We start from the raw sequence: 13183 nt of genomic DNA on the forward strand, positions 1-13183 counted from the left end.
GGGCCGCGGGACCCGGCGAGGCCCGGCGAGACCGGGCGGGACCCGGAGAACTCAGCGATTGGCGACGGCCTGCTTCACCAGCGTTCTGCCGAAGTCCCACATCAGTCCGCCGCCGCCATGGGCATCGTCCATGACCGCCGTGAAGGCCTCCACGAACCGCTCGACCTCCCGCTCACCGATGGTCAGCGGCGGAATCAGCTTGATCACTTCCAGATGGTCACCGGAGACCTGAGTGAGAATGCGGTGCTTCTGGAGCAGCGGTACGACCACCATCTGCGCGAACAGTCCCTTGCGGGCCGCCTGGAGCATCGTCCACCGGCCGCGCAGCTTGATGGAGTTGGGCCTGCCGAACTCGATGCCGATCATCAAGCCTCGGCCCCGCACCTCGTACAGCAGCTCATAGCGGTCGACCAGCGCGGCCAGCCGTGATCTGAGCAGATCCCCGGTCGCCCGCGCGTTGGCGACGATCCCTTCGTCCTCCATCACCGACAGCACGGCCAGACCGGCCGCCATGGCCTGGGCGTTGGAGCCGAAGCTCGCCGAGTGGACCAGCACACGGTCCATCGAGGAGTAGACCTTCTTGAAGATCCAGTCCTTCCCGAGCGTGGCGCCGACGGGCACATAGCCGCCGGAGAGCGCCTTCGCCACACAGACGAGATCCGGCTCGACGCCCTCCTCGTGCTGGTACGCGTAGAAGTCGCCGGTCCTGCCGAGTCCGGTCTGCACCTCGTCGGCGATGAGCAGCGCCTTGTGCCGGCGCAGCAACTCCTGTGCGGCGCGCAGAAATCCGGGCGGTGCCGCGTGCACGCCCTTGCCCTGGATCGGCTCGACCACAAAGCCGGCCACATCGCCGCGCCTCAACTCCCTCTCCAGCGCGTCGAGATCGCCGAGCGCGATCGCGGTGTCGGGCAGCAGCGGCGCGAATCCGTCGCGGAAGCCGTCCTCGCCGTTGACCGACAGCGAACCGGTGGTCAGTCCGTGGAAGGCGTGCGAGCAGTAGAGGATCCTGGGCTTGCCGGTCGCGTACCGGGCGAACTTCAGGGCCGTCTCGACCGCTTCCGTACCGCTGTTGCCGAAGAACACCCGGTCCAGATGCGGGCTGTGGGCGAGCAGCTTCTCGGCGAGCAGTCCGGGCAGCGGCTGGCAGTCGAACCGGGTGAGATCGGCGAGCGAGGCGTCGAGCACATCGTGCAGCGCCTTGCGTACGACGGGATGGTGCCGGCCGAGCCCCATCACTCCGAAGCCCGCGAGCATGTCCAGATAGTCGTTGCCGTCCGCGTCCCAGAAGTAGGCGCCCTCGGCCCGCTCGTACACCCGGTCGAAACCGATCGTGTGCAGCATGCGCGGGAGCTGGTGGTTGAGGTGCTTGGTGTGCAGCTCATAGCGCTCGGCGCCGCGCTCCGCGAGCAGCCGCGGCAGGTCGAAGCCCTTGGGCTCGGTCATTCCTTGCTCTCCTTGCGCACTCGGACGGATCCCGCGCCCTCCCGCGCGGCTCCCACGCCCTGTCGCGGCAGTGCGGGGGCGAGTGCGGCGCTGATCCGTCCCGCGATCTCCACCGGTGTCAGGCCGATATCGGCGAGCACCTCACTCCGTTTGGCATGGGCCAGGAACTGTTCGGGGATGCCGTAGGTCCGCAGAGGTACGTCCACGCCCGCGTCCCGCAGGGCCTGGCCGACCGCCGAACCCACGCCGCCACTGCGGCTGTTGTCCTCGACGACCGCGACGAGCCGGTGCCGCTCCGCCAGCGGCGCGAGCTGCTCGTCCACGGGTTTGACCCAGCGCGGATCGACCACCGTGCAGCCGATACCGCGCCCGGCGAGCAGCTCCGCCGTCCGCAGACAAACGGACGCGAGCGCGCCCACGGACACCAGCAGTACGTCGGTGTCCTCGTCCTCCGCGCGGCGCAGTACGTCCATCCCGCCGAGGCGTCCGACGGCCGGGACGGTCGTGCCCGCGGACTCCTTGGGAAAGCGCACCACGGTCGGCGCGTCGTCCACGGCGACGGCCTCGCGGAGCTGTGCGCGGAGTTGCTCGGCGTCACGCGGCGCGGCGATCCGCAGTCCGGGCACGCACTGGAGGATGGACATGTCCCACATCCCGTTGTGGGAAGGTCCGTCGGCTCCGGTGACACCGGCCCGGTCGAGTACGAAGGTGACTCCGCACCGGTGCAGTGCGACATCCATCAGCAACTGGTCGAAGGCGCGGTTGAGGAAGGTGGCGTAGACGGCGACGACCGGATGGAGCCCGCCGGTGGCGAGCCCGGCGGCGGAGACCGCCGCGTGCTGTTCGGCGATGCCCACGTCCCAGACCCGGTCGGGGAAGCGTTCGGCGAACTTCGTGAGCCCGACCGGGTGCAGCATGGCCGCGGTGACGGCGACGATATCCGGCCGTTCCTCCCCGATCGCGGCGATCTCGTCGCAGAACACCGAGGTCCAGGACGGTCCGCCGGACGGTACGAGCGGCTCGCAGGTGCGCGGATCCATCGCGCCGACCGTGTGGAAGCGGTCGGCCTCGTCCTCCAGCGCGGGCGGATAGCCGCGGCCCTTCTCCGTCAGACAGTGCACCAGTACGGGCCCGTGGAAGCGCTTCGCCCGGGTGAGGGCCGACTCCACGGCGGCGATGTCATGTCCGTCTATCGGTCCGACGTACTTCAGTCCGAGATCCTCGAACATGCCCTGCGGTGCGAAGGCGTCCTTGAATCCCTTCTTCGCGCCGTGCAGCGAGTCGTAGAGCGGCCGGCCCACGACGGGCGTGTTCTGGAGCACCTCCTTGCCCCAGGCCAGGAACTTCTCATAGCCGTCGGTGGTGCGGAGCGTGGCGAGATGGTTGGCAAGACCGCCGATGGTCGGGCCGTAGGAGCGTTCGTTGTCGTTGACCACGATGATCAGCGGACGGCCCTTGGCCGCGGCGATGTTGTTGAGCGCCTCCCAGGCCATTCCACCGGTGAGAGCGCCGTCGCCGATGACCGCGACGACATGTTCGTCCCGGCCCAGTACGTCACGGGCCTTGGCCAGTCCGTCGGCCCAGCCGAGCACGGTCGAGGCATGGGAATTCTCGATGACGTCGTGCTCGGACTCCTCACGGGAGGGATAGCCGGAAAGGCCGCCTTTTCCCCGCAGTTTGGAGAAATCCTTTCTGCCGGTGAGGAGTTTATGGACATAACTCTGGTGTCCGGTGTCCCACAGAATACGGTCGGCGGGTGAGTCGAAGGCCCGGTGCAGGGCGATGGTCAGCTCCACCACCCCGAGATTGGGCCCGAGATGACCACCGGTTCTGGCCACCGCCTCGACCAGGAATTCCCTGATGTCCTGGGCGAGTTCGTCGAGTTCGCTTGTCGTCAACGCCTTGAGATCGCGCGGCCCCCGGATACTGTCCAGGACGGACATCTCGGGCCCCCTCTCGGATTGGTTCAGCTCACAGTGACGGCGGGAGCCCCCGAGGGCACCCCAGCATCCTCCATCTGCTCGGCGATCTTCATCGCCTCTTCGATCAGCGTCTCCACGATCTTCGACTCCGGGACAGTCTTGATGACCTCGCCCTTCACAAAGATCTGGCCCTTGCCATTGCCCGACGCCACACCGAGATCCGCCTCACGCGCCTCGCCCGGACCGTTCACCACACAGCCCATGACGGCCACGCGCAGCGGAACCTCCATGCCCTCCAGGCCCGCCGTCACCTCGTCCGCCAGCCTGTACACATCCACCTGAGCACGACCGCACGACGGACACGACACGATCTCCAGCCGGCGCTGCTTCAGATTCAGCGCCTCCAGGATCTGCAGGCCGACCTTGACCTCCTCGACCGGCGGAGCCGACAGCGAGACCCGGATCGTGTCCCCGATCCCCTCGCTCAGCAACGCCCCGAACGCCACCGCCGACTTGATCGTCCCCTGGAACGCCGGACCGGCCTCCGTGACACCCAGGTGCAGCGGATAGTCGCACTGCGCGGCCAGCTGACGGTACGCGTTGACCATCACGACCGGGTCGTTGTGCTTCACCGAGATCTTGATGTCCCGGAAGCCGTGCTCCTCGAACAGCGACGCCTCCCACAGCGCCGACTCCACCAGAGCCTCCGGCGTCGCCTTCCCGTACTTCCGCAGCAACCGCGCATCCAGCGAACCCGCGTTCACACCGATACGAATCGGCGTCCCCGCATCCCCCGCGGCCTTCGCGATCTCCCGCACCTTGTCGTCGAACTGCTTGATGTTCCCCGGATTCACCCGCACCGCCGCACACCCCGCGTCAATCGCCGCGAACACATACTTCGGCTGGAAATGAATATCCGCGATCACCGGAATCTGCGACTTCCGCGCGATCACCGCCAACGCATCCGCGTCATCCTGCGTCGGACAGGCGACCCGCACGATCTGGCACCCCGACGCCGTCAGCTCAGCAATCTGCTGCAACGTCGCACCCACATCCGACGTACGCGTCGTCGTCATCGACTGCACCGACACCGGCGCATCCCCACCGACCGCCACCGACCCGACCTGGATACGCCGCGAAACACGACGTACCGCGACAGGCCGGGCCGGCAGCTCGGGGAGCCCCAGTGAGACCGGCTCTCCAGTGGTCATGGCGTCGTCACCGTGTCCCGACGACCGTCTCGCGGGCCGCGCGCAGGGACTCCTTGAGGGAGCCCATCGTGGCGAGTACGGCGGTCGGCTCATAGCCGCAGTGCGCCATGCAGTTGGCGCAGCGCGGATCCTTGCCACGGCCGTACTTGTCCCAGTCGGTGTCCTCGATGAGCTGACGGTACGTCGGCACATATCCGTCGCTCATCAGATAGCAGGGGCGCTGCCAGCCGAAGAGGGAGTAGTTGGGAATGGCCCAGGCGGTGCAGGGAAAGTCGGCCTTGCCTTCGAGGAAGTCCAGGAAGAGCGGCGAGTGGTTGAGGCGCCAGCGGGCCCGGTTACCGCCGGAGAACGCCTTCTTGAACAGCTCACGGGTCTGCTCGACACCGAGGAAGTGCTCCTGGTCGGGAGCCTTCTCATAGGCGTAGGCGGGCGAGATCATCATCTCGTCCACCTTCAGCTCGTCATTGAGATAGTTCAGTACCTCGATGATGGTCTGCGGAGTGTCGGTGTTGAAGAAGGTGGAATTGGTCGTCACCCGGAAGCCGCGCCGCTTCGCCTCCTTGATGGCCTCCACCGCCTCGTCGAAGACGCCTTCCTTCGCGACGGACTCGTCGTGCCGCTCCCGCAGCCCGTCGATATGCACGGCGAAGGCGAAGTACGGCGAGGGAGTGAATTTCTCGATCTTCTTGCGCAGCAGCATCGCGTTGGTGCAGAGGAAGACATACTTCCTCTTGGCCACGAGCTGCCGCACGATCTCATCGATCTGCGGATGCATCAGCGGCTCGCCGCCGGCGATGGAGACCATGGGCGCCCCGGACTCCAGCACCGCCCCGACGGCCTGGGCAACGGGCATACGCTGCTTCAGGACACCCGCCGGATGCTGGATCTTGCCGCAGCCCTCACATTTCAGATTGCAGGCGAAGAGAGGTTCCAGCTCAACAATGAGCGGAAACTTCTCACGCCTGCGGAGCTTCTGTTCGAAGAGGTACGTCCCGACCCTGATGGTCTGACGGAGCGGCATGGCCATCTAGCTCACCTCCTGGGGAGCAGCAAAGAACGGTGCCATTCATGAAAAGCAGGCAGGACGGCACGGAGAACACGGAAAGCCGATATTCCTCCGCGCACTGTGCCGATACGGACGAGCTCGTGCTCCGGAGCGTCCACGACCACTCGCACGGCCGCGACCGGACGAGTGCCGGCGTCCAGAGCACTACGGAGCGTCGCGGCGGACTCCATGTCCACCGCGATCGCTCCCGTACCGCGCAAAGCGGCCCGTTCCTGTCCGCGGACCACATGGTCGGAGCCGGTCAGCGGACCGGTGTGGACCGTACGGCCGGGCAGGATCCGGGCCAGCGCGTCGACAAGCAGCCCGGTGCCCGTACAGGGCGTGGAGCCGTCCGGGCTCCGGGTCTCGTCGGCGACAATGAGATCCCCGGGATGCATCCCGGGGATGAGTCCGGCACAGAATCCGGACGCCATGACGACCGCGTCCCTGTTGCCGGTCTCTCCGAGCGCGCGCGCCACTGCGCGCTCGGCGTTCTTGGGCCCCATGCCCGTACGCAGGACGGCCACCGGTCCCACCGTGTCACCGCGACCGCTGCCGCGCAGCGCGAAGCGCTCGATACCGAGCGCGCAGGCGATCAGCAGCGGTGGCGGGCCGGCCGGCCCGGAGGACCGTTCCATCAGCTCCCCTTGCGGTTTCCCGCACGGGCGGCGAGTGGCTCCCCGTGGAGATACCGGCCGAGCGCCGTCAGCGGGAAGACCTGACGGTAGAGGTGGTAGTTGATCGAGAAGTCCCACGGGAAGCCGGTGCCGGTGAAGTACGGCTCGTCCCAGGAGCCGTCCTCGCGCTGGGTCTCGGCCAGATAGGCGATGCCCCGCTCGACGGCCTTGCTCTCCCGCTCCCCGGCCGCGAGCAGCGCGAGCAGCGCCCACGCGGTCTGGGAGGCGGTGGTGGCACCGCGTCCGATCCACTCCGTGTCGTGGTACGAGCGCAGATCCTCGCCCCAGCCGCCGTCCGCGTTCTGCACGGATTCGAGCCAGCGCACGGCCCTGCGGATCGCGGGATGGGAGGCGGGCAGTCCGGCCGCGGTCAGGGCGGGCACCACCGAGCCGGTACCATATACATAGTTGACGCCCCAGCGCCCGAACCAGGCGCCGTTCGTCTCCTGTTCGGCGAGGAGCCACTCGATTCCGCGCCGGGTGCCCGGATGGTGGCTCTTGCCCTCGTACGCGAGCATCTCGACAACATGCGCGGTGACATCCGCGGACGGCGGGTCGATCACCTCGCCGAAGTCGCAGAACGGCAGCCGGTTGGGGAACGGACTGGTGTTGTCGGCGTCGAAGGCGCCCCAGGCCCCGTTTCTCGACTGCATGCCCAGATTCCACCGGGCGCCGCGCTCGATGGCCGCGTCGATCCGCTCGGGCTCCGGATGCTCGACCCGGCGCAGCGCGAGGATGACCTCGGCGGTGTCGTCAATATCAGGGTAGTTGTCGTTGTGGAACTCGAACGCCCAGCCGCCCGGCGCGAGTCCGGGTCTGCGCGCGGTCCAGTCGCCCGGGCGCAGGATCTGCTCGCCGACCATCCAGTCCGCTGCCTTGACCAGGGCCGGATCGTCCGGACTCACGCCCGCGTCGGCGAGGGCGATGATGGTCAGACAGGTGTCCCAGACCGGTGACTGACAGGCCTCGATCATCCGGGCGCCGTCCTCGCGCCAGACGGCGAACCGGTCCAGCGATTCGAGCCCTGCGCGCATGACGGGATGGTCGAGGTCGTATCCGAGCAGATGCAGGGCGATGATGGAGTAGACGGCGGGCGGCTGGATCCCGCCCCAGCAGCCGTCGTTCTCCTGGCGCTCGATGATCCAGCGGGCCGCCGCGTTCATCGCGCCGCGGCGCAGCCGGCGCGGGGCGATCCGGTGGTAGACGTGCAGGGCCTTGTCGAGGCGCTGGAAGACACCGTCCCAACTGGCCGCCGGCGCGGTCGCCTTGGGAGGATTGGGCCGGGCCGGATCGGTGTGCAGTTCGTCCAGGCCGAAAGGAGCGGGCCGTACGGGCCGCTCCGCCGAGACGACGGTCAGCGGCACGATGGTCTGCCGGGCCCAGCAGCCGAAGTCGTAGATGTTGAGCGGGAACCACTTGGGCAGATAGATCATTTCGGGCGGCAGCTCGGGCAGATCGTCCCACTTCCACCAGCCGAACAGGGCCAGCCAGATACGGGTGAAGACCCGGCTCTCGGCGATCCCGCCCTGCTCACGCACCCATTGGGAGGCGCGCGCCATATGCGGGTCTTCCGGGCTGTCCCCGGCCAGCCGCAGCGCCACATAGGCCTCGATGGTGGCGGAGAGTTCGCCGGGACCACCGTGGAAGGTGGCCCATGTACCGTCCGCCCGCTGTTCACCGCGGATGAAGAGCGCCGCGGCCTCGGTGGTACGGGCGTCCTGGACGCCGAGGAACTGCCGCAGCAGCAGATCCTCCGCGTCCATGGTCACATTGGTCTCCAGGTCGCCCTTCCACCAGCCTTGGGCGTCCTGCTTGCCGAGCAGATACTCGACGGATCGTGCGGTGGCCCGCTCGGCGGCGGCCAGGAGGTCACCGGCCACGGCGGGGGTGGTCTTGGTCGGTCCGCTGGCCGAGGCCGCGCGGGGTCCCATGGCCCCGGTGCTTCCGTCGGTCGTCGCTGTCATGGCTTCCCCTTCGTGCAGTGGTGAGCTTCTGCTGTGCTGGGGTCTCCGTCGTCCGGCGCCCTACGGGCTGTGGACGGCGACTGCGGTCATATGGGAATAGTGATCATCTCTTTCGTACGACAACGAAGTCCGCGAGCGCGGTGAGCTGCGCCCTGACACTGGCCGGCATATCGACGCCGTCGAGTGCTTCGACGGCGACGGCGTGCTGCCTGCGGGCCTCTTGCGAGGTCCACTCCCGGCCGCCCGCCTCCTCGATCAACGCCGCCCTGGTCGCGAACTCTTCCTCCGAGAAGGTCTCGAAATCATTGCTTTTCGCGTCGGCGGCGAGCAGTTGGCCGAGCCGGGCCGAGGCGGGACCGCCCGCGGCGAGCGCGGCGACGACCGGCAGGGACTTCTTGCGCTGGCGCAGATCGCTCCAGGTCTGCTTGCCGGTGGCCTCGGGATCGCCCCAGATGCCGAGCAGATCGTCCACCGCCTGGAAGGCCAGGCCGAGATGGTGGCCGTACGCCTCCAGCGTGTCGGCCGTACGGTCGTCGGCGCCGCCGAGGACCGCGCCGATGGAGACGGCGCAGGCGAGCAGGGCGCCGGTCTTGTTGCCCTCCATCTCCAGGCATTCCTCGACGGTGACCCGCTCGCGGTGCTCGTAGGAGATGTCCTGGGCCTGACCGTCGATAAGCTTGCGGGTGGCGGCGGTCAGCCTGCGGGTGGCCCGGCCCGCCTCCGCGGTGCCGATCTCCAGCAGCACCTCGTTGGCGAGCGCGAAGAGGGCGTCGCCGACGAGGATCGCCTGCGCGGGCCCGTGCACCTTCCAGACGGTGTCGCGGTGGCGGCGCTGCTCGTCACCGTCCATCAGATCGTCGTGCAGCAGCGAGAAGTTGTGGACCAGCTCGACGGCGACCGCGCCGGGAATGCCCTTCTCGGGCGCGGCGCCCGCCGCCTCGGCGGAGAGCAGGGCGAGTGCCGGGCGCACCGCCTTGCCGCCGTCGCCGTCGGCGGGCCGGCCCTCGGCGTCGATCCAGCCGAAGTGGTAGGCGGCGACGGTGTCCATCGGCGTGGCAAGCCGGCCGACAGCGGCGCGCAGCACCGGGGCGGACAGGCTCCGTCCCCGCTCCAGCAGCGCGTAGACGTCCGCGGTGTCGACAGCCGGATTCGCCGGGGGCACGGTCGGCACGGTCTCTCCTCTTGTTCCAGTACTCGTAGGTGCAGTACTCGGGCTCATGCCGCCTCCTGCAAGGGGTGTTCATAGGGGCGGCCGAGCTGGGCGAGAGCGGCTCCCGCGGCGCTGAAGCCGCTCCGTACGGCACCCTCCATCGTCGCGGGCCAGCCGGTGGCGGTCCAGGCACCGGCCAGGTAGAGGCCGGGCGCGCCGGTACGGGCGCCGGGACGGAGTCTGCCCACACCGGGCGTGGGCGCGAACGTCGCCGTCCGTTCCCGGGTGACGAAGAAGTCCCGTACCTCCGCGCCGCGCGCGGCGGGCAGCAGACGTTCCAGCTCGGGGAGATAGCGTGCGCGCAGCTCCGCCACGGGCGTGTCGATCTCGTCCTGGGCGGCCGACTGGGAGAGCGCCAGATACTGGCCGTCGGTGAGCCCGGAGGCGTCGGTGCGGTCGAAGACCCACTGGACGGGACTGCCCAGCGCGGCGAAGAACGGGCGGCGCAGCACCTTGCGGTCGTACACGACATGGACGTTGAGGATCGGCGCGGTGCCGATGTCGAGCAGCCGGTCGGGATCCTCCAGCGCACCCTGGGGCAGCAGGCCATGGGCCTCGCGCTGCGGTACGGCGAGGACGACCGCGTCCGCGTCGAGCCGTTCGCCGTCCGCGTCGACATGCCAGCCGCCGTCCGCCGCGCGGGTGACCGCGCCGACGCGGGTGCGCAGTTCGGTCCGTACGCCCGCGGAGTCCAGAGCCTTGCGTGCCAGCGTGTCGTGGATGTCGCCCAGCGGGACACTCGCCCAGCCGATGTCGGCGGCGCCCGGCTCGGAGAGCAGCCCGGTCTTGAAGACCATCGCGGCCAGTCCCATGGAGGCGTGCGGCGCGGTGGCGTTGAGCGTCGCCACGCCGACCAGGTCCCAGAGGGCCTCGATGGTCCTGGCCGACTGTCCGTGCCGGCCCAGCCAGGTGGCGAAGTCGATGCCGTCCAGGGCGGGATCTGCGGGATCGAGCCGCTTGAGGGCGAGCGCGGCACGCCCGACGGAGGCGCGCTCGGCGAGCGAGAGATGCGGATAGGTCGCGAGTCCCGCGGCGAGATGCAGCGGTACGGGCAGCGCGTTGCGCCGCAGCCGTCCGAGCCGGGGCCCGCGCGGGCCGCCGACATCGAGGACGGGTACGTCCAGCCGGTGCTGGAGCGGTGCGAGCGCGGCGCCGTCCACCCGGTCGAGGAACCACTGATAGGCCGTGCAGCAGCGCAGATACACATGCTGGCCGTTGTCCACGGTGAGATCGCCGCGCCGGAAGGAGAAGGCGAGACCGCCGAGCCGTGGGCGCCCTTCGACAAGCGTGACTTGCACTCCGGCGTCGGCGAGCTGGAGCGCGGCGGTGGTGCCGGCGAGCCCCGCGCCCACCACCACGGCGTGGCGTGGCCGCATGTCATCCGCTGTGGTCATGCGTGTCCCCCTCCGGCTGTCGCAGTCAGGGACGCGCCATCCCGACCTGGGGTTGCGAGAACCTGGCGCGGATGTGCGGTGAAGCGGCCGAGCCGTGCGATCCGCCGCATCAGCCGCGCCTCCTGACGGTCTGCCGTGAGATGTGCCGGGCGTCCAGGCCCGAGAGTCCGCGCACGGCGACATACGCCTTCTCGTGTCCGGGCAGCGAGACCCGGCCGCGCAGCACGGCCTCCGGGTCGCGTTCGATCCGGTCGAGCAGCCGGCGGTAGATGCCCGCCATGGCCGCGACACAGGCGCCGCTGCGCCGGTCGAGCATCGGCAGCAGCCGGTAGCCCTCGGCGAACAGGGCGCGGGCGCGGCGGACCTCGAAGTGCACCAGCCCGGTGAAGTCGGAGCCCGCGGGCGGTGTCGCGCTGTGGAAACCGGCGGAGCAGCCGAACTTGGCGAGATCGTCGGAGGGCAGATACGTACGGCCGTTGGCCGCGTCCTCGCGTACGTCCCGGAGGATGTTCGTGAGCTGGAGGGCGAGTCCCAGGGTGTCGGCGTACTCGGCGGCGCGCTCCGCTCCCGGCGCGTCGGGGCCGGGGCCGAACACGCCGAGCGACACCCGGCCGATGGCGCCCGCGACACACCGGCAGTAGACCTTGAGGTCGTCCCAGGTCTCATAGGTGTCGCCCCGTACGTCCATCAGGACGCCGTCGATCAGCTCGTCCAGCCCGCCGAGCGGTACCGGAAAGCGGCGGCTCGCGTCCGCGACGGCGACCGCGACCGGATCCGTGTCGTCCTCGGCCACCTCGCCGGCTCTGACTCTGCCGAGCAGCGCACGGGTCTCTTCGAGTCGTCTCTGCTTGGCCTCGGGCGCGAGTGTGCCGTCGCCGATGTCGTCCACCCGCCGGGCGAACGCGTACATCGCGGACATGGCCTGCCGCTTCTCGGTCGGCAGCAGTCTGATGCCGTAGGCGAAGTTGCGGGCCTGCTGCCCGGTGATGGCCTCGCAGTAGCTGTAGGCCGCCAGTACCGGCGCGGACATGGGTGTCTGTCCCTCCACGTTCCGGCTCACCCCTCTCTGTGCGCTCTTCGCAAGACAGCTCCCACTTCGCGCAGCAGACGTGGCTTGGTGGGTTTGGGCGGTCCGGGGAGCACATCGTGCCCGGCGGCCGCGATCGAAGCGAGGGCGGCGCGCCCTCCGGCCACAAATCCGGCGAGCAGCAGCCGGAGCCTGCCGTGGACGCTACCCACCAGCGGGGTGCCTTCATTCAGAAGCTGCCGCGCGCGTTCCGCCTCGTACGCGACCAGGGTGCGCACCGAGGCGTTCCCGGTGGAGGCGGCCAGATCGGCCTCGGTGACATGGAAGCGCTTCATGTCCTCGGCGGGCAGATAGATCCGGTCGCGGCCGAGGTCCTCGGTCACGTCCTGGAGATGTTCGATGATCTGGAGCGCCGTGCAGATGGCGTCGGAGCGGCGGACACGCTCGGGACTGGCCGTCCCGGTGATCTGGAGGACGAGCCGGCCGACAGGATTGGCGGACAGCTCGCAGTAGGCGAGGAGGTCGTCATAGGTCTCGTACCGCCGCACCAACTGGTCCTGGCGGTTCGCCGCGACAAGCCCGAGGAACGGTTCGGGAGTGAGCGCGCGGCTCCGTACGGTGGGGATCAGTCCGCGCAGCAGAGGGTGGCCCGGAGCCGGGCCCGCGGGATCGAAGACCTTGCGCAGATCGGTCTCGAACGCGTCCAGGACGGCCAGCCGGTCGTCGGCACGCTCAGGGCCGACTCCGAGATGGCGGAGGTCGGCGCCGCCGGGAGCGAGATCGCCGTCGCCGATGTCGTCGACGAGCCGGGCGAAGCCGTAGACGGCCATCAGATCGTCACGCCAGGCGCGCGGCAGGAAGAAGGGCGCCACCGGAAAGTTCTCGTCGGCGGCTTTGTCGAGTGTGGAGCGTGCGGTGGCGTCGGAGCGCGCCTGGGGAGTACCCATCACTGCCGGCTGCCCGGCACGGGGACGGCGGAACCCTCACAGAGCTGGAGATTTCCCGTCATTGCCGTCACATCTCCCGTTCTACACTGCCGACCCAATACATCCTATTTCGGACACGCCGCCCGTCCTTCCGAGTAAAGAAGGCCGCCGTCTCGCAGGCGAGGTGCCCAGCGGCTATCGCCTCGGTTGCCGCGAATCAGCACCAGCACAGCTTACGTTGTACAACTAAGAGGACCACTTCGGGGTGTTGCGCGCATTACAAGAACGCTGCAATGCGGACCAACCTTCCCCACGGGCACGCGACTTGACCGTCCTTTGACGATCAGCGGCCGGTCGCCGCCCG

The 13183-nt window shown here is 69.1% G+C and carries 10 protein-coding genes; all 10 read right to left on the reverse strand.

Annotated features, from left to right (window positions below; genetic code table 11):
* Positions 1-51: 51 nt before the first annotated feature.
* Positions 52-1443 carry an aspartate aminotransferase family protein gene (locus tag ACFV6H_RS07375; RefSeq protein WP_384975178.1) on the reverse strand — a complete coding sequence of 464 codons (1392 nt, stop codon included), beginning with the start codon at positions 1441-1443 and terminating at the stop codon, positions 52-54.
* Positions 1440-3386 (reverse strand): 1-deoxy-D-xylulose-5-phosphate synthase, encoded by a 1947-nt coding sequence (dxs, locus tag ACFV6H_RS07380; RefSeq protein WP_385539469.1) that lies wholly within the window; start codon positions 3384-3386, stop codon positions 1440-1442. The genes ACFV6H_RS07375 and dxs overlap by 4 nt, the downstream gene beginning before the upstream one ends.
* A 23-nt stretch (positions 3387-3409) precedes the next feature.
* Positions 3410-4576, reverse strand: a complete 1167-nt coding sequence (gene ispG, locus ACFV6H_RS07385; RefSeq protein WP_385539471.1) for a flavodoxin-dependent (E)-4-hydroxy-3-methylbut-2-enyl-diphosphate synthase — start codon at positions 4574-4576, stop codon at positions 3410-3412.
* A gap of 7 nt (positions 4577-4583) precedes the next feature.
* On the reverse strand, positions 4584-5603 hold the full coding sequence (hpnH, locus tag ACFV6H_RS07390; RefSeq protein WP_384782194.1) for an adenosyl-hopene transferase HpnH: 1020 nt from the start codon (positions 5601-5603) through the stop codon (positions 4584-4586).
* A 5-nt stretch (positions 5604-5608) separates the two neighbouring features.
* On the reverse strand, positions 5609-6259 hold the full coding sequence (locus tag ACFV6H_RS07395) for a 1-hydroxy-2-methyl-2-butenyl 4-diphosphate reductase (RefSeq protein ID WP_385539474.1): 651 nt from the start codon (positions 6257-6259) through the stop codon (positions 5609-5611).
* Positions 6259-8262 carry a squalene--hopene cyclase gene (shc, locus tag ACFV6H_RS07400; RefSeq protein WP_385539476.1) on the reverse strand — a complete coding sequence of 668 codons (2004 nt, stop codon included), beginning with the start codon at positions 8260-8262 and terminating at the stop codon, positions 6259-6261. The genes ACFV6H_RS07395 and shc overlap by 1 nt, the downstream gene beginning before the upstream one ends.
* 103 nt (positions 8263-8365) lie before the next feature.
* Positions 8366-9424 (reverse strand): polyprenyl synthetase family protein, encoded by a 1059-nt coding sequence (locus ACFV6H_RS07405; RefSeq protein WP_384782527.1) that lies wholly within the window; start codon positions 9422-9424, stop codon positions 8366-8368.
* Positions 9425-9477: 53 nt separating this feature from the next.
* Positions 9478-10866 (reverse strand): hydroxysqualene dehydroxylase HpnE, encoded by a 1389-nt coding sequence (gene hpnE / locus ACFV6H_RS07410; protein ID WP_385539478.1) that lies wholly within the window; start codon positions 10864-10866, stop codon positions 9478-9480.
* Between the two features lie 109 nt (positions 10867-10975).
* Complete coding sequence (hpnD, locus tag ACFV6H_RS07415; RefSeq protein WP_385539480.1) at positions 10976-11926, reverse strand: presqualene diphosphate synthase HpnD; 951 nt, start codon at positions 11924-11926, stop codon at positions 10976-10978.
* Entirely contained in the window at positions 11923-12840 is a 918-nt protein-coding gene (gene hpnC, locus ACFV6H_RS07420) for a squalene synthase HpnC (RefSeq protein ID WP_385539482.1), read from the reverse strand. Before hpnC ends, hpnD begins: the two co-directional genes overlap by 4 nt.
* Positions 12841-13183 lie beyond the last annotated feature (343 nt).

The organism is Streptomyces sp. NPDC059743 (genome assembly GCF_042732975.1).
Classification (GTDB): Bacteria; Actinomycetota; Actinomycetes; order Streptomycetales; family Streptomycetaceae; genus Streptomyces.

What these genes read in the sequence shown, in the direction of transcription:
- hpnE (WP_385539478.1), bottom strand. Translation starts at nt 10,866, where the DNA reads ATGACCACAGCGGATGACATGCGGCCACGCCACGCCGTGGTGGTGGGC.
- ACFV6H_RS07375 (WP_384975178.1), bottom strand. Translation starts at nt 1,443, where the DNA reads ATGACCGAGCCCAAGGGCTTCGACCTGCCGCGGCTGCTCGCGGAGCGC.
- ispG (WP_385539471.1), bottom strand. Translation starts at nt 4,576, where the DNA reads ATGACCACTGGAGAGCCGGTCTCACTGGGGCTCCCCGAGCTGCCGGCC.
- ACFV6H_RS07395 (WP_385539474.1), bottom strand. Translation starts at nt 6,259, where the DNA reads ATGGAACGGTCCTCCGGGCCGGCCGGCCCGCCACCGCTGCTGATCGCC.
- hpnH (WP_384782194.1), bottom strand. Translation starts at nt 5,603, where the DNA reads ATGGCCATGCCGCTCCGTCAGACCATCAGGGTCGGGACGTACCTCTTC.
- shc (WP_385539476.1), bottom strand. Translation starts at nt 8,262, where the DNA reads ATGACAGCGACGACCGACGGAAGCACCGGGGCCATGGGACCCCGCGCG.
- hpnC (WP_385539482.1), bottom strand. Translation starts at nt 12,840, where the DNA reads ATGGGTACTCCCCAGGCGCGCTCCGACGCCACCGCACGCTCCACACTC.
- dxs (WP_385539469.1), bottom strand. Translation starts at nt 3,386, where the DNA reads ATGTCCGTCCTGGACAGTATCCGGGGGCCGCGCGATCTCAAGGCGTTG.